This is a genomic window from Azospirillaceae bacterium (assembly GCA_028283825.1).
Lineage (GTDB): Bacteria > Pseudomonadota > Alphaproteobacteria > Azospirillales > Azospirillaceae > Nitrospirillum.
Window position 1 is genome coordinate 526,224 of record JAPWJW010000001.1, and the last position, 18,454, is coordinate 544,677.

At 67.1% G+C, this 18,454-nt stretch carries 15 protein-coding genes; 7 read left to right on the top strand and 8 right to left on the bottom strand.

Annotation, left to right across the window (positions count from 1 at the left end):
• Positions 1-208: 208 nt before the first annotated feature.
• Together PW843_01965 and PW843_01970 are read right to left on the bottom strand one after the other, a co-directional pair.
• Positions 209-2,305, bottom strand: coding sequence for a S46 family peptidase (locus PW843_01965; GenBank protein ID MDE1145369.1), 2,097 nt, complete (start codon positions 2,303-2,305; stop codon positions 209-211).
• Positions 2,306-2,443: 138 nt separating this feature from the next.
• Positions 2,444-3,439, bottom strand: coding sequence for a replication initiator protein A (locus PW843_01970; protein MDE1145370.1), 996 nt, complete (start codon positions 3,437-3,439; stop codon positions 2,444-2,446).
• 1,103 nt (positions 3,440-4,542) lie between these two features.
• Between PW843_01970 and repA the strand changes: the two genes are divergently transcribed.
• Positions 4,543-5,799: a plasmid partitioning protein RepA gene (gene repA / locus PW843_01975; GenBank protein ID MDE1145371.1), complete on the top strand. Its 1,257-nt coding sequence runs from the start codon at positions 4,543-4,545 to the stop codon at positions 5,797-5,799.
• Complete coding sequence (locus tag PW843_01980; GenBank protein ID MDE1145372.1) at positions 5,796-6,800, top strand: ParB/RepB/Spo0J family partition protein; 1,005 nt, start codon at positions 5,796-5,798, stop codon at positions 6,798-6,800. The genes repA and PW843_01980 overlap by 4 nt, the downstream gene beginning before the upstream one ends.
• A 323-nt stretch (positions 6,801-7,123) precedes the next feature.
• Here PW843_01980 and PW843_01985 read toward each other — a convergent pair whose 3' ends face one another.
• Both PW843_01985 and PW843_01990 read right to left on the bottom strand, forming a co-directional pair.
• Positions 7,124-8,302: a hypothetical protein gene (locus PW843_01985; GenBank protein MDE1145373.1), complete on the bottom strand. Its 1,179-nt coding sequence runs from the start codon at positions 8,300-8,302 to the stop codon at positions 7,124-7,126.
• 110 nt (positions 8,303-8,412) lie between these two features.
• Positions 8,413-8,679: a metal-sensing transcriptional repressor gene (locus PW843_01990; GenBank protein ID MDE1145374.1), complete on the bottom strand. Its 267-nt coding sequence runs from the start codon at positions 8,677-8,679 to the stop codon at positions 8,413-8,415.
• Positions 8,680-8,741: 62 nt separating this feature from the next.
• Between PW843_01990 and PW843_01995 the strand changes: the two genes are divergently transcribed.
• The 3 genes from PW843_01995 to PW843_02005 all read left to right on the top strand — a co-directional run bounded on the left by PW843_01995 (position 8,742) and on the right by PW843_02005 (position 10,965).
• On the top strand, positions 8,742-8,918 hold the full coding sequence (locus tag PW843_01995) for a hypothetical protein (protein ID MDE1145375.1): 177 nt from the start codon (positions 8,742-8,744) through the stop codon (positions 8,916-8,918).
• Between the two features lie 275 nt (positions 8,919-9,193).
• Entirely contained in the window at positions 9,194-10,273 is a 1,080-nt protein-coding gene (gene ada, locus PW843_02000; protein MDE1145376.1) for a bifunctional DNA-binding transcriptional regulator/O6-methylguanine-DNA methyltransferase Ada, read from the top strand.
• Positions 10,273-10,965, top strand: coding sequence for a 2OG-Fe(II) oxygenase (locus tag PW843_02005; protein MDE1145377.1), 693 nt, complete (start codon positions 10,273-10,275; stop codon positions 10,963-10,965). The genes ada and PW843_02005 overlap by 1 nt, the downstream gene beginning before the upstream one ends.
• Positions 10,966-11,283: 318 nt before the next feature.
• Here PW843_02005 and PW843_02010 read toward each other — a convergent pair whose 3' ends face one another.
• The 3 genes from PW843_02010 to PW843_02020 all read right to left on the bottom strand — a co-directional run bounded on the left by PW843_02010 (position 11,284) and on the right by PW843_02020 (position 14,889).
• Positions 11,284-12,267 (bottom strand): BMP family ABC transporter substrate-binding protein, encoded by a 984-nt coding sequence (locus tag PW843_02010; protein ID MDE1145378.1) that lies wholly within the window; start codon positions 12,265-12,267, stop codon positions 11,284-11,286.
• Positions 12,268-12,278: 11 nt separating this feature from the next.
• Positions 12,279-14,312 carry a HAMP domain-containing methyl-accepting chemotaxis protein gene (locus tag PW843_02015; GenBank protein ID MDE1145379.1) on the bottom strand — a complete coding sequence of 678 codons (2,034 nt, stop codon included), beginning with the start codon at positions 14,310-14,312 and terminating at the stop codon, positions 12,279-12,281.
• A 397-nt stretch (positions 14,313-14,709) separates the two neighbouring features.
• Complete coding sequence (locus tag PW843_02020) at positions 14,710-14,889, bottom strand: hypothetical protein (protein MDE1145380.1); 180 nt, start codon at positions 14,887-14,889, stop codon at positions 14,710-14,712.
• Between the two features lie 298 nt (positions 14,890-15,187).
• On the opposite strand from PW843_02020, the gene PW843_02025 reads away from it, so the two are divergent.
• A complete protein-coding gene (locus PW843_02025) occupies positions 15,188-15,838 on the top strand; it encodes an RT0821/Lpp0805 family surface protein (protein MDE1145381.1) in 651 nt (216 codons plus the stop codon).
• Between the two features lie 274 nt (positions 15,839-16,112).
• Positions 16,113-17,252 carry a glycosyltransferase gene (locus tag PW843_02030; protein ID MDE1145382.1) on the top strand — a complete coding sequence of 380 codons (1,140 nt, stop codon included), beginning with the start codon at positions 16,113-16,115 and terminating at the stop codon, positions 17,250-17,252.
• 232 nt (positions 17,253-17,484) lie between these two features.
• On the opposite strand, the gene PW843_02035 is transcribed toward PW843_02030, so the two are convergent.
• Entirely contained in the window at positions 17,485-18,075 is a 591-nt protein-coding gene (locus PW843_02035; GenBank protein ID MDE1145383.1) for an RHO alpha subunit C-terminal catalytic domain-containing protein, read from the bottom strand.
• Between the last annotated feature and the right edge of the window lie 379 nt (positions 18,076-18,454).

Below are 18,454 nucleotides of genomic sequence, written 5' to 3' on the forward strand. Positions count from 1 at the left end.
CATCAAAACAGGCGCCGGACAGCCGGGCGCCTCCGTTGATACGGGGGGAAGAACCGGACCCTTCTTCATATGATACGCGATTGTGGCGCCTTCCAGGCGGGGGCCGGGGGTGCGGCATTTGGCTTACCCTCAACGATGCCCCAGACGAAAACGGCCCGCGACCCTTCCCGGGGCGCGGGCCGTTCCGTCGACGCGTACGGGCTTGGGCTTACTTGGCGCCCAGTTCCTTGGCCAGGCGGTTGGCGTGATAGACCTTGGTCAACGCCTCCTTCAAGGCGCCGACCGAGACCCAGACGGCGCGGTTGACGGTGCCGTCGTAGCCGAAGTCACCCCCCAGCGACTGGATGTTGCCGTCGAAGATCAGGCCCACGACCTCGGCATCCTTGTTGATCACGGGCGAGCCGGAGTTGCCGCCAATGATGTCGTTGGTGCTGACGGCGTCATATTTCTGGCTGGGGTTGATGGCATCCTTGGCCTTCAGCCAGCTTTCCGGCAGGGCGAAGGGGAAGGCGCCGGTGGCGCGGTCGAAGGTGCCGCCCATGGTGGTGAAGGGCGCCACATGCTGGCCGTTCTGCTCATACCCCTTCACCGTGCCGTAGGACAGGCGGGGGCTGAAGGTGGCGTCCGGATAGATCGACGTGCCGTGGATCTTGAACATCGCCTGGGCGATGTAGCCGGCGTTCTTCTGCTGCACGGCCGACACGTTGGCCTCCACATCCCGGCGGGCGGCCAGGCTGTCGGCATCGACCAGCTTGGCGAACTTCACCATCGGATCATTGGAGGCGGCAATGGCGGCCTCACCCCCGTCCAGCAGGCGCTTGCGTTCCGCCGGGTCGCCCAGGGTGGAGTTGCGCACCAGGTCATCGGCGATCTGGTCGGCGGAGCGGTTGCCGAACACCTTCTTCACCAGGGGATCATCCGGGCCCAGCTGGCGCTGCATGTAGACCAACCCCGCCCGCATCATCGCGCGTTCCAGTTCCGGATAGACCGGGCTGTTGGACAGCAGGCGCTGGCGCACGAAGGGGAAGTTGGCGTCGGTGTACTCACGCAGGCGCTTGCCGTCCGGCAGGGTGCGCTCGCTTGCGGCCCGCACCAGGCTGCGCGCGAAGGAGAACAGGTCGGACTGGAAACCGCGCCCACCCTCCAGCACCTCGTACCGGGTGGCGACAATGGCGTAGTGGTTCACAGACTTGGCGATGGCGGCCCACGGGTCGCCATATTGCTGCTTCAGCGCGGCATCGCCATCGATGGCGGCCTTCAGCTCGGCCTCATCCTTGCGCTTGGCGTTGATCAGCGCCGGATCGACCAGGGTCTGGAACTGGCCGTACAGCGCCTTGTAGCTGTTCTCGATACCGAACAGCTTGGTGCGCGCGGTGCGGGCGTTCTCCTCACCCTGCGCCGTGAACTGCAACAGGATGCCGCGCAGTTCCGTCAGGTACAGCAGGCGGTCGGGCAGGCCGTGGTCGCGGTCGTATTCCAGCTCCGCCACCGTGTCCAAACGCTCCGTCCGGCCGGGATTGCCGGAGGTGAAGACCAGGTCGCCCTCGCCCGCGTCCTTCGCCGCATAGGGCAGGTAGTTGGCCTTGGTGTTCAGCGGCTTGCCGTCCTTGTCGTAGACACGGACGTAGGAGACGTCGAGGTCGTAGCGCGGGAATTCGAAATTGTCCGGATCGCCGCCGAAGAAGGCGATGTCTTCCTCCGGCGCGAACACCAGGCGGACATCCTGGTAGCGATGGTACTTATAAAGATTGTAGACGCCGCCGTGGTACAGCTCGACCACGTCGCAACGGATGTCATCGGCGCCGCCGGTGCATTCCTTCTGGATGGTGGACTGCACCTCCTTCAGGGCGGCGGAGAAGTCATCGCCTTCCTTGCCGGCCACGGCGGTCTGCACCCGCTGGGTGACGTCGGTGATCTGGACCAGCTGGTTGGCCTCGATATCCGGGCACTTGGGCTCGTCCTTCAGCTCCGTCGCGTAGAAGCCGTCCTTGATGTGGTTCTGCTCGGCCGTCGACAGCTGCGCGATGCAGCTGCGGGCGCAGTGGTGGTTGGTCTGGATCAGCCCGTTGGGCGAGACGAAGGCGGCAGAACAGCCGCGCGCCAGTCGGACGGAGCCCAGCTGCACATGCTCCAGCCACTTGGGATCGGGGCTGAAGCCATAGGCCTGCTTCACCTTGGCGCTGGGGAAGTTGTTGAAGGTCCACATGCCTTCATCGGCACCGGCCTGCAGGGGCGCCAGCAGCAGCCCAGCGAATGCAGCCGCCACCAGGACGCTCAGCGGAGCACCCTTCAGCAAATCACGCATTGTCGTTTTCCTCACGGCAGTCGAAGTCCGGTGCCCCGCAGCCCGGTTGCGGGATTTGCACCATATTCCGCCGTGGGTTGGCAAGAGGATCACCGCCGGCCTATCCGCCTGCGGCGTGCCCTTCGCGGCTGGCGCGTCTTACGCCGCCATGCCGCCCATCATCATTTCCGGCAGCCCATCCGGGAATTCCGGCGCCTGGTCGAAGGGCGCCATGGCCGACAGGCTGTCGGTGCGGAAGAAATAAACCATGTGGCTTTTCAGGGGCGTGCGGCCCGGGGGCGGCGGGGCGTTGCGGTCGCGGCCCCAGCGGCGCGGATCCACCACCGTCACCCCGTATTCCGGCAAGGCCTGGCGCTTCTTGGCCAGCGCCACCAGGCGGGCCTTGAACACCTTCAGGTCGCTTTCGGCACCGACGCGCAGGCGCAGCTTCTCGATATTCATCTTGAAGGCGCCCTGGTTGCCGCAATGGGCGCGCGCGATCTCGTACAGCCGCTTTTCCGTGGGCGACAGTTTGAAATAGTCGGGGTGGTAGGTCAGGATCTTCCGGTCCTTCACCACCGCGCGGTACAGCCAGTCGCACAGCTGCACGGTCAGCGACTTCATGGTCTTGCCGCCGTCCTTATCGCGCCGGTAGTTGATGCGGTAGTCCAGCACCCAGGAGAAGGCGCCCGTTTCCCCCTCGCCGCCGGTTTCCAGGTTGGTCAGCACCTGGGTGGATTGCAGGCGCTTCAGCGCGTCCTCCAGCCGCTGATAGGCGGTGTTGGTGGCATGGATGCCCACCACGCGGAAGAAGTCGTGGCCGGTGAAGGTCAGCCGCGGGCTGACCTGTTCGCCCCGGTTCAGTTTGTCCTGGATCAGGGACACGAGGTAGATCAGCACCTCCTTGTCCCAGATGTTGGCCACACCGTGCTTGGTGCCGGTGACCTCGATACGGACGGTGCCGTCGTCGTAGACGGGCAGTTCGGTCACCGTCTCCTTGCTGAGGGCGAAGAAGTTGAAGACCATGACCAGGCGGTCGTTCTTCACCTTGCCGATCAAGGGGCTGTCCAGCGCCAGCGCCAATTGGGCGCCCGCCATCGGGGCTTCCACCAGGCCAAGGCCGCTGTCCGCCGGCACCGTCATCGTCCCCGCCATTGTCGCCACCCTTCACACATAAACCAGGCCCCATCCCCCATGGATCGGGCATTCGGACTGCGGATGATGAACGCGGCCAATCGCCGCCGCCAACGGCAAAAACGGGGTTGGTTGCCGATCCCTTGAGATTCTGGCGGGCAGACCCCCAAAATGTGGTGTCCAACCCCGAGTCGATCCGCTCGCGGTTTCCGAACCCGTGACCTTGGGTTACCGATCCCTTGAGTCGACTCGGGAATGGACTCGGGCGACTCAGTCCCGGGGCGGATTTGGCGCCGGACTCGGGGGCAGGATGAGTCCAACCACGGTATCTGAGTCCGGAATCGGGGCTTGGCCGCCCCTTTCCTCAAGGGATCGGCAACCAACTTTGAGGGAACGGCAACCAAGATCAAGGGTATGGCAACCGACTCCGGCCGACTCGCGGGTTTTCCGCTCAAGGTTTCGGATACCGGTTTTTCCCGCTCCAGGGTTCGGTAACCTTCCCCCAAGGTTTCAACGACCCCAGGCCCGAGGGTTTGGAGTCCTGAACCCCAGGCTTCAGATACCGGGAGTCACGGGTACCGTTACCAAACTACCATTTAAGCGATTGAAAAATTTGCGTTTTTCGAAGCCGTAACAGTTAAACCCTATATCCGTTTAACCCTGAATCCTTTTAAGGAAACAATCCACAGCCCCCTCCTTTCCGCGCAAGTACAACAGCACCGTGGCAGAGCCAGCAGGTTTCAGAGCGGGCTTTTCCTCAAGCGCCCATCCTAAGATCGCCAGACGCTCGTCACGCGTATTTTCACCAAAACCCCAGCAAATCCGCCAAATCGCTGCCCGTTCACTCCGTTTTGGAAATTGGTATCCGTTCCCTTGAAGATCGGGGTCCGCGAAGTAGAAGATCGGCCCGTTCACCAGTCCCGATCGCCCCACTTTCAAGGTTACGGTTACCAAACCAGCCGAATCGGGCAGTCATTGAAATCCCATCAGCGAACTTTTCCGCATAAGCGTCAAAAAAACGCTGATGGAATAGTTATCCGCATCTTTGTCCGAAGATCGCGGTTGGCGTCTGGGGCGCGGTTGGGCATTATCCGCCCATCTTTGGCAGCCCCTCGGATACATCCATGACCACCGATGTCAGCGCGCCCGCCGATCCCGCTTCCCCGGCCGGCGACGATCCCCTGCAAATCTTCCTCGACCACTCGGAAGGCTGCGATGCCATCCAGCGCAAGATCATCGAGGTGCAGTCCTATCCCGGACACGCCAAGACGCTGCGCCTGTTCACCACGTCGGAAGCGGCGCGCCTGATCCGCATTTCCGAAAGCCACCTGCGGGCGCTGCTGAAGAATGAGCAATTTCCCCAGGGGACGGTCATCGGCGGCAATAACCGCCGCGGCTTCACCCTGGGTGAGGTCAACCAAATCCGCCGGCAACTGTTCCAGCAGACGGGCGACGTGCGTTACCGCGTGGGCCGTGATCGTGAGGCGGGCGAGAAGCTGTCGGTCATCACCGTCGCCAACTTCAAGGGCGGGGCGGCCAAGACCACCCATTCCGTTCACCTGGCCCAGTACCTGGCCTTGCAGGGCTATCGCGTGCTGATGATCGACCTGGACAGCCAGGCCAGTGCCACCTCGCTGTTCGGCTTCGTCCCCGATGAACAGTTCGACCGGCTGGACACGCTGTACCGCCTGTTCACCCTGGACGACGCACAGCGCATCAGCGATCTGCGGCCGCTGATCCAGAAGACCTACTGGGATGGGCTGGACGTCATTCCCGCCAACCTTGGCCTGTATTCCACGGAGTTCGAGGTACCGGTGCGCCAGATGCGCCAGCGGGAATTGCGCTTCTGGCGCATCCTGGCCGATTCGCTTCAGACCGTGGACCAGGATTACGACATCGTCGTCTGCGATTGCCCGCCGTCGCTGAGTTATCTGTCGATCAACGCGGTGATGGCCGCCAACTTCCTGCTGGTTCCCATTCCCCCCAGCATGCTGGACTTCAGTTCCGCCGGGCGCTTCTTCCGCATGGTCTATGAGACGCTGTCCACCCTGGCGCAGGCCGAGGGCGGGCGGGTGAAGACCTTCGACGCCGTGCGTCTGCTGGTGTCGAAGTACCAGACCGCCGACGGCAACCAGAGCCAACTGGTGAAGTGGATGGGCAGCATCTTCGCCGACACGCTGCTGGAAAACCGCATGGCCCTGACCACCGGCCTGGATAGCGCCGGCAACCTGAAGCAAAGCTATTACGAGCTTGAGGCCAGCGACGTGAACCGCCGCACCTATGAGCGCGGCCTGGAATATCTGAACAACGTGAATGCCGAGATCGAACGCGTGGTCTGGGACATCTGGAAGCGCGCGCCGGCGCGGGAGGGGACGCGATGAGCCGCAAGGACAGAATGGCCGAACTGGACAACGCCATCGGCGATTTGACGGCGACAAGGGGTGCGCGGCCGGCGATGTCACGCTCCGCCATTCCCATCGTCAACCAGATCGAAAGCGTGTTCCAGGACAGCGCCAAGGAACTGGAGACGCTGCGCGACAGCGGCCGCGTCCTGCTGGAACTGGACCCGTCGGACATCCATGGCACCCAGTACCAGGACCGGCACACCGCCGCCTTCGCCGATGCCGCCTTCGCCACCCTGGTGCAGGACATCCTGCGCCATGGCCAGTTGGCCCCGGTGCTGGTGCGGCCGGCCCCTGACGGCAACGGCTATGAGCTGATCGCCGGTCATCGCCGCACGGCCGCCTGCCGGCAGCTGGGCCGCAAGGTGGTGGCGCGGGTGATGGCGGCCGATGACCGCGACCTGCTGATCAAGATGGTGCAGGAGAATGAGGCCCGCGCCGACATCTCCGCCTATGAGCGCGCGGTGCAGCTGAAGACCGTTTTGGATACCGGCCTGATGAGCCGGGCCGAATTGATGGAGCGGCTGGACTTCAGCAAGGGCCATCTGTCCAACCTGCTGAAGTTCGCGGAACTGCCGGCCCATGTGGTCGCGGCATTGGAAGACCCGCGGCCGCTGAAGATCAGTGACGGCGCCAAGCTGGCCCGCCTGATCGCCGACAGTGCAGAGGCGGCGGCGCGGGTGGATGAGGCGGCGGCGCAGCTGACGGCCCTGGCCGGCGATGACGGTCTGGGCTTTGCCGCCCGACTGCGGGCCCTGATGGCGGCGGCCCAGGGCGAGGTGCCCGTGGAAGCGGAGGTGGGGGGCGAGCGGGTGATCCGCTCCCGCACCGGCCAGGTTCTGGTCCGCCTGTCGCTGCATGAGGGACGCCCCATCCTGCGCCTGGCGGCGGGGCTGCCGTCGCAGACGCTGGATGCCCTGTTCGCGGAATTGCCTGATGCGTTGCGGCGCTGCGGCCTGGATGTGCCCGACACCTTATAAGTATGGGATGTGTCGCCCGCGCGAGTTTTTCTGAAAAAACCGGATCAAGCCCTGTCCTCTGCGGCGGGGCTTTTTCTTTGTTCGGGAGGGCCGGGCGGCTGCGGCTTCAAGGGAACGGTTACCGGGGTTTTTCTGAAAAAACTGCGGCCGGAACCGGTGGGCTCATGCCAGTGGCCTTTGATCGTGACCGGTCAAAGGCCCCCTCAAGCGCCGGGCGCCGACATCCGTCGGCTTGGGCTTCCTCACTGCGCCCTCCGGTGCTCGTTCCGGCGGCCCCGGTCGGGGCCTACAGCGGCACGAGTCAAAAGCTCGCGCCGCCGGTATCATTCCACCATGTAGGCGCGGTAGGCATCGCGGCCGGAAATCTCCAGCACCAGCCGCTCCTGCCGCAGGCCATCCAGCAGGCTACGGGCGGCGGTGCCGCTCATGTCCAGCGCCTGGGCCAGGCGGCCGGATGTCACCACCGGTTGGGCCAGAAGGTAGGCGGCCACCTGCGGACCGCGTGAGGTGGAGCGGCGGGGGCGCAGGGCCTCCGCCAATTGCACCTCCGCCAGACGCAGGCGGCGCAGCACCGTCTCACCACGCGCCGCCGACCGTGCCACGGCATTTAGGAAAGCCAGCAACCAGCCGTCCTGCCGGTCGGGGCGATAGTCCATGGCGTAACCCAGGAAACCGATAGAGGGCATCAGCACCGGGCCGCCGGTGAAAGCGGGGTGGGTGGGGCCGGTATCCGAACCCTCGAGGTTGGCCTCTTCGACACCGCCGCGCCTGGCCTGAACCAGACCCTGCCGGGCGGGCCACCATGCCGCCAGCAGGCGGCCCAACGCGGCACCGGCGGTGCGGTCGGCACGGGTTCCGTGCCAATGGGCCAGGAAGGCGGCGGCACCGACCAGGGCGGGCAGGGCGCGGAACCCGGCCAGGGTGTCGGGTGCCAAGGCGGACTGAAGCACGGCCCAGCGCTCCGCACCGTCCACCTCTTCATCCGCGCCATTCCACAAGGTGAAGCCGGTGGCCCGCGCCTGCCGCACCCGGTCCAATGCCGCCAGCCGCCGGGGGGTGTAGAGATGACGGGGGTGACGGGCGGCCAGGCGGCGGACCAGGTCATACAGTGGCAAGGCTTGCGCCAGGTCGGGGTCGGGCGCGCGGTCCAGGCTGTCCCAGGCCAGCAGGCGCAAATCGGCGGTGTCCACCAGCACGCCGTTCAGCCGGGATGAGGCTGCTGCCTCTTCAATGGCCATGCGGTTGACCCAGCCGGCGGCCACGGCCGGGGAGGCCGCCGCCACGCCGCAATCCAGCCGCACCAGGGCGGCGGACGCGGCCTCCAGCGCCAGCAGTTCCGGCACGCCATAGGACTCATAAGGTCTAATGGACGCGGCATCCGCCGGGATGGGCGCCGGGGGGGAAGGGGATGCCGCGTCGGTAACCGGGATGATGGGAACCGTCGGGCGGGGGGCCGGGGCATAAGGGTTCCCCGGTGTCTCCCACCAGTCTTCCGTCATCATTATCCCCCTTGTCCCAGCTCAAGGGAACAATGGGCATCTCTAGGCCAGAAAGCAAGTTATGTGGGAATTAGCTTTCCCGTGCCGAAACAGGCCCGGCAGACAGGCGTGGCCTACAGGTACTTGGTGATTTCCGCCATTTCCGACAGCCGTTCCCGCGTTTGCGCGGGCAGGGGGCCGGTCGCCTCCTCCAGGTGATGCTCGATGTGGTGCAGCACCAGCGCGACCTTGGCCTTGTCCACCGCCTTGACCACGGCCTGAAGCTGCTGGGCGATGGTCAGGGCGTCGCGCCCCTCCTCCACCATCTGCACGATCTTGGTGAAGTGGCCTTGAGCCCGCTTCAGGCGGTTCAGGATGTCGGGGGTGGTGGCGTGGGTCATGCCTTGACTCGTATCCCCCCAGGGGGGTTAAGTCAAACCACCATTTGAGGAGTTAAGGACCGATGTGCTGCCGCACCGCCGTTGAAAAGGCCTATCACCAGATGCGGGCGTCCGGCGCCCCGGCGCAGCACGCCTATGAGGCGGCCCTGGTGCTGTATCGCTACAACCATCCGGAAGACGCGGTGCCGGTGGCTGAAGCGGCGGTGGCGCTGTGGACCGGGCACAGCCGGATGCATTGATGCCTAGCCTTTGATCGGTATCGATCAAAGGCCCCTCAGGTGCCGGGCGCCGACATCCGTCGGCTTTGGCTTGGGGCCTCCCTTCCCAGTTCGCCTGCGGCTTCCCGGGAAGGTCCGGCGGGCGCCGTCGCGTCCTACACCGGCATGGGCCCCCCATACCGGTAGTCTACCCACGGGAGTCACCTCCGCGAATTTGACCGCAAGACCCGGGATGGCGGCCTCTGCCGGCGCGGTTACACCAAGGCAAGACCATCACCATATCAAGGATGAGGATCATGCCCGACGCCGCGACCATGCCCCGACCCACCATCCCCACCGAAGCCGATCCGCGCTGGCAGGCGCTGCTGACCCGCGACGCGTCGCAGGATGGCGCCTTCGTCTATTCGGTGAAGACCACCGGAATCTATTGCCGGCCCTCCTGCCCCTCGCGTTTGGCCAAGCCGCAGAACGTCGCCTTCCACGCCAGCTGCGAAGCGGCGGAGCGCGCGGGCTTTCGTGCCTGCAAGCGTTGCCAGCCTTGCCAGCAAAGTCAGCGCCAACGTCAGGCGCGGATGGTGGCCGATATCTGCCGGGTTATCGAGACGGCGGAGGAGGTGCCGGGCCTGGATGCGTTGGCGGCCCAGGCCGGCCTCAGCCCCTATCACTTCCACCGTGTGTTCAAGGCGGTCACCGGGCTGACGCCCAAGGTGTACGCCTCCGCCCATCGGGGGCGGCGCGTACGGGAGGAACTGGTACGCCCCGGCGCCACCGTCACCACCGCCCTTTATGATGCCGGCTTCAACGCCAGCAGCCGCTTTTATGAATTGGCGGACAATCTCCTGGGTATGGCGCCCGGCGACTACCGGGCCGGTGGCACCAATGCTGACATCTGTTTCGCCGTGGCGCAATGCAGCCTGGGAGCCATCCTGGTGGCGCGCAGTGGACGTGGGGTCTGCGCCATCCTGATCGGCGACGATCCCGACACCCTGGTGCGCGACCTCCAGGATCGTTTCCCCAAGGCGATTCTGACCGGTGACGACCCGGATTTCGATCGGGTGGTGGCCCAGGTGGTGGGGTCGGTCGAGGCGCCGAACCTGGGCCTGGACCTGCCGCTGGATGTGCGTGGCACGGCGTTCCAGCAACGGGTCTGGCAAGCGTTGCGTGACATCCCGGCGGGCGAGACCGCCAGTTACGCGGAGGTGGCGCGGCGCATCGGCGCGCCCAAGGCGGTGCGGGCCGTGGCCCAGGCCTGTGCCGCCAACAACCTGGCGATCGCCATTCCCTGCCATCGCGTGGTGCGCACCGATGGCGCCCTGTCCGGCTATCGTTGGGGGGTGGAGCGCAAGCGGATCTTGCTGGCGCGGGAAAAGGCCTGATGCCGGGGCGCTTCGACTGGACGGCCATCGAGGCTGAACTGGATGCCCATGGCTGCGCTGTCCTGCCCGGCTTGCTGGATGCCGACACCTGTGGTGCGCTGGCTGGCCTGTACGACGGCGCGTACGGGTTCCGCAGCCGGGTGGTGATGGCGCGTCACGGCTTCGGTTCGGGTGAATACAAATATTGGGCCTATCCCCTGCCGCCGGTGGTGCAGGGCTTACGCCAGGATCTGTATCCCCGCCTGGCGGCCATCGCCAACCGGTGGAACCTGCGGCTGGGCATCAATGGGCGCTATCCCGAAACCCACGCCGATTTCCTGGCCGCCTGCCACCAGGCTGGCCAGGTGCGGCCCACGCCCTTGCTGCTGCGCTATGGGCCCGGCGACTACAACTGCCTGCACCAGGATTTGTATGGTGAGCGGGTGTTCCCCTTGCAGGTCGCCGTGCTGTTGTCGGAACCGGGCCGGGACTTCACCGGCGGGGAGTTCGTGCTGACCGAACAGCGGCCGCGCCTGCAGTCGCGGGTGGAGGTGGTGCCCCTGACCCAGGGCGATGGTGTGATCTTCGCGGTGAATCATCGGCCGGTGTCCGGCACACGGGGCACTTACCGCGTCGCCCTGCGCCATGGCGTCAGCCGGATCCGCACCGGCCAGCGCCACACGCTGGGCATCATTTTTCATGATGGTTTGTAGTTTTCCTCAGGTGCCGGCAGGGCCATCCGGCCCTTTGGCTATCCTCCCTTTCCAGTCCACTTTGTTCCCCGGAAAGGTCCGGCGGCCCCGGTCGCGTCCTACAGACGTGCGCGCCGCTCAGCGTGCACGTCCGACGCTTCCATATATGCTTCCATATATAGAGTGTGAGGGTACGGTGGCCGCTCCGTCCTTGAGGATTATTAGATGCGCCCCAGGCCTGCGACCGCAGGCCCCGCAGTTTTCCGGGGAGCCGCAGGCGGACTGGAAAACGAGGATAGGCAAGCGGGCGGATGCCCGCGCCCGCCGCCTGAGGGCGAACTAACTGGGACTCTCCACCTTGACCTGACCGCTGACGATGGCCTGGCGGGCGCGGGCCACGGCTTGCACGATGGCGGGTGTCCAGACCGCCCGGTTGTCGGCGTCCACCACCACGTCCACCCCGCCCTCCTTCAGGCCCAGGCGGGTGATGCCGGCCTTGAAGGTCTGGCTGCGCCCGGCCTCGAAGGCGCGGGCGATGGCCACGTCCAGCCGCTTGACCATGGAGGTCAGCATGGCGCCGGGGTAGAGGTAGTTCTGGTTGCTGTCCACGCCCACGCCCAAGGCGCCCTTGGCGTGGCCGATGTCGAGCGCACCCAGGCCGGAGACACCGGCGGCGGGGAACAGCACGTCGGCGTCGTGGCGCAGCATGTCGCGGGCGATCTCCGACGCGGCGAAGGGGTCGGAGAAACCCTTGGGATCGGCCGCCACCAGGCCGGTCAGCACGGTGGCGTCGGGCCGGGTGTCCTTCACGCCCTGGGCATAGCCCTTCTCGAACCGCTCGATCACCGCCGCCGGCATGCCGCCGATGAAACCCACCGTGCCGCTCTTGCTGGCCAGGGCCGCCGCCACGCCCACCAGGTAGGAACCCTCGTTCTCCGCGAACATCACGGAGGAAACGTTGGTGCCCGGCACCACGCCGTCGAACAGGGTGAAGCGGACGGACGCGTGCCGGGGCGCGAAGGTGGCGAGTGCGGCCTGGAAACGGAAGCCGATCAGCGCCACGTCGGTGCAGCCGGCGGTGACGGCAGATTGTAAGGCGGCGGCATACTCGCTTTCGCCCGCCGGCTCGAACTCCGCGACGGCCACACCGGACGATTGGGCGAAAGTCTGGCTGCCGTTGTAGGCCATTTCATTGAAGCTTTTGTCGAACTTTCCGGCCTCGGTATAGACGACGCAGGGCTTGAAAGTGTCAGCGGCGCTGGCGTTGCCAGCAATGCATGTGGTCAGCAGGGCGGCCGCGATCAGGGGAAGGGGGCGTTTCATGATGTTTCTCCTCACGCGGCGGCTTCGGTGGCGCGGACCTGGCCCAGGAATTGGCGCACCGCCTCCTCCAGCCGGGCGGCCTGGGCGGACAGCCCTTCGGCGCTGTGGCGCACCTGGCCGGCCGACAGGCCGGTGGACAGGGCGGCGGAATGGACCTGGCCGATGGTGTTGTTCACCGCCTCCACCCCTTGCGCCGCTTCGCTGATGGACCGGCTGATCTCCGCCGTGGCGGCGTTCTGTTCCTCCACCGCGGCGGCGATGGTGCTGGACACGCTGCCCAGCTGGATGATGGTGCCGCCGATCTGGCGGATGGCGTCCACCACCGCACCCACCGCCTGGCGCACGGCGCCGATCTCGCCCGCGATGTCGCCGGTGGCCTTGGAGGTCTGGCCGGCCAGGATTTTCACTTCCGAGGCCACCACGGCGAACCCCTTGCCGGCCTCCTGCGCCCGGGCGGCCTCGATGGTGGCGTTCAGGGCCAGCAGGTTGGTCTGGCCGGCGATGTCGTCGATCAGCCGGGTGACGCTGCCGATGCGTTCGGCGGCACCGCTCAGGCGCTCCACCATGTCGGCCGCCCCGTCCGCCTCGTCATTGGCGCGGCGGGAGATGGTGATGGCCTGCTGCAACTGGCTGCTGATCTCCCGCACCGACAGGGACAATTGCTCTGTCGCACCGGCCACCGTCTGGGTATTGCGCGAAGCCGCCTCGCTGCTGAGGGCCACGCTGTTGGCCTGGTCGGCGGTGGCGTCGGCCGACAGGCCCATGGCCTGCGACAGGGCGGTCATCTGCGCCGCCGCCTCCACCAGGGCCGCGATGATGCCGCCGACGGAGGATTCGAAGCCGTCGGCCATGGCCGACAAGGCGGCTTGGCGGTGGGCCGCCGCCTCGCGCCGCTCGGCCGCCAGCTGGGCCTCCTGCTCACGCATCTGCGTGGCGTTGGCGCGGAAGATGGTGACGGTGCGCGCCATCTCCGCGATCTCATCGCTGCCGCGGGTGTCGATCGCCACCTGCAGGTCGCCGTTGGCCAGGGCCAGCATGCCGCGGGACAGGTGGGCGACGCGCCCGGCGACGCTGCGGCCGACATAAAAGATGGCCACCAGCACGGCGACGGCCACGCCGGCGATGCCGGACACGATCAGCAGGATGCGGGCGAAGGCCACCACGGCCGCCAATTCCTTGGCCTGGACCTGCACCTCGGCCTGGGTCTGGGCGCCGATCTCGGCCCCCAGCTTCTGCACCCGGGCGGCGATGGCGGCACTCTGGTGCAGCAGGCCGGCGCTCTGGTCCTGCGCGTCGGCCAGGCGGCTTTTCAGCACGACCAGGCCGCCGGCGGTGATGTCGCCGAAACCGGGGGCGGCCGGGACCGGTTCGCCTTGCGCGATGCGGGTAAGGATGTCGACGGTGTCGGCCGGCAGGGCGCCCGTGAGGCCGCGCAGACGTTGCAGGGCGGCCGCGACCTCGGCCCGCAGCGGCGCCGGGTCCGCGCCCGCCGTCACCGGCTGCGCCAGCAGCGCGCCGAAGGCCTGGACCTGCGCCAGGGCGGACAGCAGGGCCGGGCTGGGCGTCCGGACCAGCGCCGCCATCAGGGCGGCTTGCGCCCGGGTGTTCGCCTCGGCTGCCGCCTTCTCCTGCGCCGATACCGCCTGGCGGAGGCGCCAGCGGGCGTCCTCCGCCCCGTTCAGCACCTGTAGAAGTGCCGAAAAGCGGCCGCCCAGCACGCGCAGCTCATCCAGCTGCGGCGTCTGGCCCAGCTTGACGTTGGCCTGGCGCAGGGCGTCGTTGAACGCCTTCTCCGCCCCAGCCAGGGCCTTGCGCGTGGCCTGCGCCTCCTCCGGCGTGGCGGCGACGGCGGCGTCCATCGAGGTGCCGGCGAGGCCCTCCGCGGCGCGGGTCAGGGCGTCCAGCGCATCCAGGCGCGGCAAGGTCTGGCCGACGATGCCGGCCAGCGTGTTGTCCACCCGGGCATAGGTCAGCCAGCTTTGGCCGGTGATGACCAGCATGGCCAGGATGACGGCGCCGAACGCCAGCCCCAGGCGCCCCGCCAAACCCAGGCGTCCTCTCCCCATCACTATCGTCAAAGCGGCCATGGCTCCTTCCCTTCGCTGTTCGTGCGGTTGGTCAGGCCTGGGCGCGTCATTCCCCCGTCATCGGCGGGCGGGATTGTCCCCGTCCCGATCCCATGGCCGTCCCCTCCGTCCCTGTCCCCCCAGGGTTCGGTGGCGGTGCCAGTCATAGGATTTCTTGATGATGACTGTGTGACAACCTGGAGGTGCCGCAAAGAAAAAGCTGACCATCTGGTCAGACTTGGCCGCGGGCGATTCACCGCCGCACACCGGCGGGGCAATCAGCGGAATCTTTAGGCAGAAATGGGGGCCGGCATACGCAATCTCACCGGGTATCCGGGTGGCGCGGCGTCCGGCACGCGCGACTCGGGGGCGGCGCTTAGTGGAAGCGGGCCAGCCGGGCGTTGTGCAGCACCATGTCCAACCCGGCGCGCAGCACCACCACCTGGTCGAAGGACAGGCCGCACAGCGACAGCAGGGCCGGCACCAGGGCGCGGTTCAGGCGGGCGCGTTCCAGCATCGAACCGGCGCGGGAAAAGCAGATCGTGGTCATCATCATCTCCTTTCCTGGCGACGGGTCCGGTTGGGGGCACGGGGCAGGTTTGGCGGGTTGCGATGCCCACTTTATAATTCTGGAACGAAATCGGCTGTAGATGGCTTGTTCGGCACTCCGCGTTCCATCGATGGAACGATGGCCTGCGCCGCGACGGTTTGTCCCACCCCCCGCCCCGGCTTGATCCAGGACGGGTGCGGCCATAAATCGGACGCAATGCCAGGCTGTTATCGGGTCCATCGTCCTGGTGCCCCAACCCGCTTCCGCTTTGGGCCCTTCGCTTCTGACACGCAGGATTTCCGGTATGCGACGCCTTTCCCTCCGCACCCTTTGCTCCGTCTCCCTGGCGGCCGCGGTGACCTTCACCGCCGCCGCCCTTCCCGGCCTGGCCCAGGCGCAGGACCATTGGGACGACCACCGGGGTGACGATCACCGTGGCGGCGACCGTCGCGGCGATGACCACCATGGCGGTTCCTGGGGCCCCGGCGGTCCCGGCCCCGCCCGGTTCCGCGACCATGACGTCATGATCTATGGCCATGGGCCGGTGGTGGTGCCGGAATTCCGCCGCCGCACCTTCCGCGACGTGGTGGTGCTGCGCCCCTACGGCGGCTTCTATGCCGGCTACGGCCGGTATTACGATGATGGTGAGGCCTACCGCTGGCTGGGCCTGACGGCCATCACCCTGACCCTGCTGAACAGCATGTCGGAACAGCAGGAGCGTGCGCTGGAAGACGCGCAGATCCAGGCCACATCCGCCCCCGTGGGCGCCCCCATCGTCTGGAATACCGGCAATGCCGGCGGCAGCGTCACCACCCTGCGCGACGGCCACACCACCGACGGCCAATACTGCCGCGAGTTCCAGCAGACGGTCACCATCGGCGGCGAGACCCAACAGGCCTACGGCACCGCCTGCCAGCAGCCGGACGGCGCCTGGCATGTGGTGGCCGACAACTGATCGGCCGGCGCCGGTTCCACGCGGGACCGGCGCCGTTGTTCCTTCCCAGGGGGGCGCGACAGGTTCGCGTTCATGCCCCGTATAACAGGACGGTTGCCGTTTCCTTTGGGTAATGGCCGCGTCCTTGCCAATTTCCGCTTACATGCCGCCAGTATTTATGGTGGTCTGAAGGATAAGCGGCGCGGCCCGGATCCGCGTCCTCTGGATAAATCCTTCCTGCCGGGCTTTTGGACTCTGGTGACTTGACGTAACCCATCTCGGGAAGTGCGTTTGCATGTCGTCGATTGCTTTGTCTGAGACATCATCCCGCAGCGCCTCACGGCGTCTGGCGGGCTACCTGGCCGGCAACGGGCAGGCGGGCAATGGCGTGACCAGCATCGCCCATGTCATCATCCCCCACGGTTTCGGCGGGGCGGAGCGGCATGTGGCCGAATTGGCGGCTTTCCAGGCGGACGACCATCAGGTGATGGTCATCCTGGGCCCCGGTGAAGATGGCGGCGCCGGTGCCCGCCATCTGGCGGCGGCCCTGGATCCCCGGGTTTCCGTCGTCTGGCTGCCGACACGCCTGCGTACCACCGCACTGTTCTGGAAGCTGCTGGCGCTGTGCCCCGATATCGTGCACGCCCATCTCAACACCGCCGCGCGCCGGGTGCTGCGCTGCCGGACCGGCTGTCCCCGGGTGGTGACCCTGCACAACGGCTTTCGCGCCGGCCTGCATGACCGCTTCGACGGCATCATCCGCATCGCCGATTGGCAGACCGGTGTCATGCCCGCCGGCACGGCCGATCGCGCCGTGACCGTGCACAACTGGGTGATGCCCCTGTCCGGCGCCCTGTCCCGGGATGAGGCCCGCGCCGCCCTGAACTTGGCCGGGGATGCGCCGGTCATCGGCGGCATGGGTCGGCTGGAACATGGCAAGGGTTTCGATGTCCTGGTTGCCGCCTACGCCCGCCTGCGGGCCCGGTCGCCCCAGGCCCGCCTGGTGCTATTCGGCCAGGGCTCGGAAGAGGCGGCGCTGCGCGATCAGGTCCAGCGCCTTGGCGTGGCCGACGGCGTGCTGTTCGCCGGTTTCCGCCCCGATGTCCGGCGTTTCCTGCCGGCCTTGGACGTGGGCGTCGTCGCGTCCCGGCATGAGCCGTTCGGCCTTACCCTGCTGGAATACGCCGATGCCGGCGTGCCGGTGGTGGCCACCCGCACCGACGGGCCGGCGGAAATCCTGGGTGCGGACTATCCCCTGATGTGCCTGGCAGAGGATGCCGTAGGTATGGCCGATGCGCTGGCCGCCGCCCTGGATGTCCGCCTGCCGGGGCCGGCGGTGGATCTGTCCCGTTTCCGGCCCGCCACGCAGATGGCCAAGGTCGGGGCGCTGTATAACCGCCTGGTCGGCGCTCCGGTGCCGGTGAGCGCCCTCTGATGCGTGCGGCCCTTGATCGGTCACGATCAAGGGCCCCCTCAAGCGCCGGGCGCCGACATTCGTCGGCTAGGCTTCCTCAGTTTTCAGTCCGCCTTCGGCTCCCCGAAAACTTCCGGCGGCCCCAGTCGGGGCCTACAGCTGCCCGAGGTAAAACCTCGAGCAGATGGTGTAAATCCGCTCTATCATGAACAGCTTTAGAGCAAGATGCGATCAGGCATGATCGCGTTCCGCTCTAAATCGGCCCGGCCATCCCCGCCTGCCAGGCGGCATGGAAGGCGCGGATGCGGCCTTCGTTCAGGCCCAGCAGGGCGGGCCGGTCGGCCTGCACGGTGCCGGCCCAGGCGGCCTCCGCCACGGCCTGGTCCTCCGCCAGCAGGCGGCGGTTGAAGTCGGCCAGGTGGGCCTGCACGCCCACCCGGGCGGCATTGCTGGCCCCCTCCGCCCCCTTGGCCAAAGACAGGCGATAACGCAGGTGGCAGCGGCCCGGCTGCACCGTGCCGTCCGGGGCGTACACCGGCTCGTACGTCTGTACGCTGGCCATCAGGCCGGCGGTCAGGCCGATGGCCAGGTTGGGGAAGATCAGGGCGTGGTCGTAATGGGTCAGCGTCCGCAGCGGCGTCAGCTTCAGGCGCTTGGCCACGCCATCCCACCAGCGCCGGGTTTCCGCCGTCAGCCCGATGGTGCCGGTGCTGTGCGGGCCGTGGTCGGCGCATTCCCACACGCCCGCCGTCACCGTGCGGAAGGTTTCCGGATGCACCGTGTCCACATGATAGACCTCCAGCACGTTCTCGATGCCCACCTTCCAGTCGGCGCGCCAGTCCAGCGGCGCTTGGTCGAAAGGCGGTGGCGAAATTCTCGGACACGGCGTCCAGCCAGGCGCCCAGCGGCCCCAGCCAGTCGTCCAGCGTCGGTCCGCCGCCGGTCAGGCGCACGAACAGGAAGCGGCCACGGGCCGCCACCTCATACCGGGCCAGGGCCAGGGCGGCCTTGTCGGCCCGGTCCAGGCCGAAGCATTCCTCATTGCCGGGTATGCCCAGGGGCACGCCGTCGCGGTTGTACGTCCAGCCATGATAGCGGCAACGCAGGGGGCCGTGGCCGCATTCGGCGCTGCGCAGCCGGGCATGGCGGTGGGAACACACATCGCGGAAGGCGCGGATATCGTCGTCGAAACGCTGCACCACCACCGGCACGCCGGCGATGGT

Excerpts from the sequence above, each read along its gene's own strand:
- PW843_02025 (MDE1145381.1), top strand. The coding sequence starts at position 15,188 with ATGCGACGCCTTTCCCTCCGCACCCTTTGCTCCGTCTCCCTGGCGGCC.
- repA (MDE1145371.1), top strand. The coding sequence starts at position 4,543 with ATGACCACCGATGTCAGCGCGCCCGCCGATCCCGCTTCCCCGGCCGGC.
- PW843_01970 (MDE1145370.1), bottom strand. The coding sequence starts at position 3,439 with ATGGCGGGGACGATGACGGTGCCGGCGGACAGCGGCCTTGGCCTGGTG.
- PW843_02010 (MDE1145378.1), bottom strand. The coding sequence starts at position 12,267 with ATGAAACGCCCCCTTCCCCTGATCGCGGCCGCCCTGCTGACCACATGC.
- PW843_01965 (MDE1145369.1), bottom strand. The coding sequence starts at position 2,305 with ATGCGTGATTTGCTGAAGGGTGCTCCGCTGAGCGTCCTGGTGGCGGCT.
- PW843_01995 (MDE1145375.1), top strand. The coding sequence starts at position 8,742 with ATGTGCTGCCGCACCGCCGTTGAAAAGGCCTATCACCAGATGCGGGCG.
- ada (MDE1145376.1), top strand. The coding sequence starts at position 9,194 with ATGCCCGACGCCGCGACCATGCCCCGACCCACCATCCCCACCGAAGCC.
- PW843_01985 (MDE1145373.1), bottom strand. The coding sequence starts at position 8,302 with ATGATGACGGAAGACTGGTGGGAGACACCGGGGAACCCTTATGCCCCG.
- PW843_01990 (MDE1145374.1), bottom strand. The coding sequence starts at position 8,679 with ATGACCCACGCCACCACCCCCGACATCCTGAACCGCCTGAAGCGGGCT.
- PW843_01980 (MDE1145372.1), top strand. The coding sequence starts at position 5,796 with ATGAGCCGCAAGGACAGAATGGCCGAACTGGACAACGCCATCGGCGAT.
- PW843_02020 (MDE1145380.1), bottom strand. The coding sequence starts at position 14,889 with ATGATGATGACCACGATCTGCTTTTCCCGCGCCGGTTCGATGCTGGAA.
- PW843_02030 (MDE1145382.1), top strand. The coding sequence starts at position 16,113 with ATGTCGTCGATTGCTTTGTCTGAGACATCATCCCGCAGCGCCTCACGG.
- PW843_02005 (MDE1145377.1), top strand. The coding sequence starts at position 10,273 with ATGCCGGGGCGCTTCGACTGGACGGCCATCGAGGCTGAACTGGATGCC.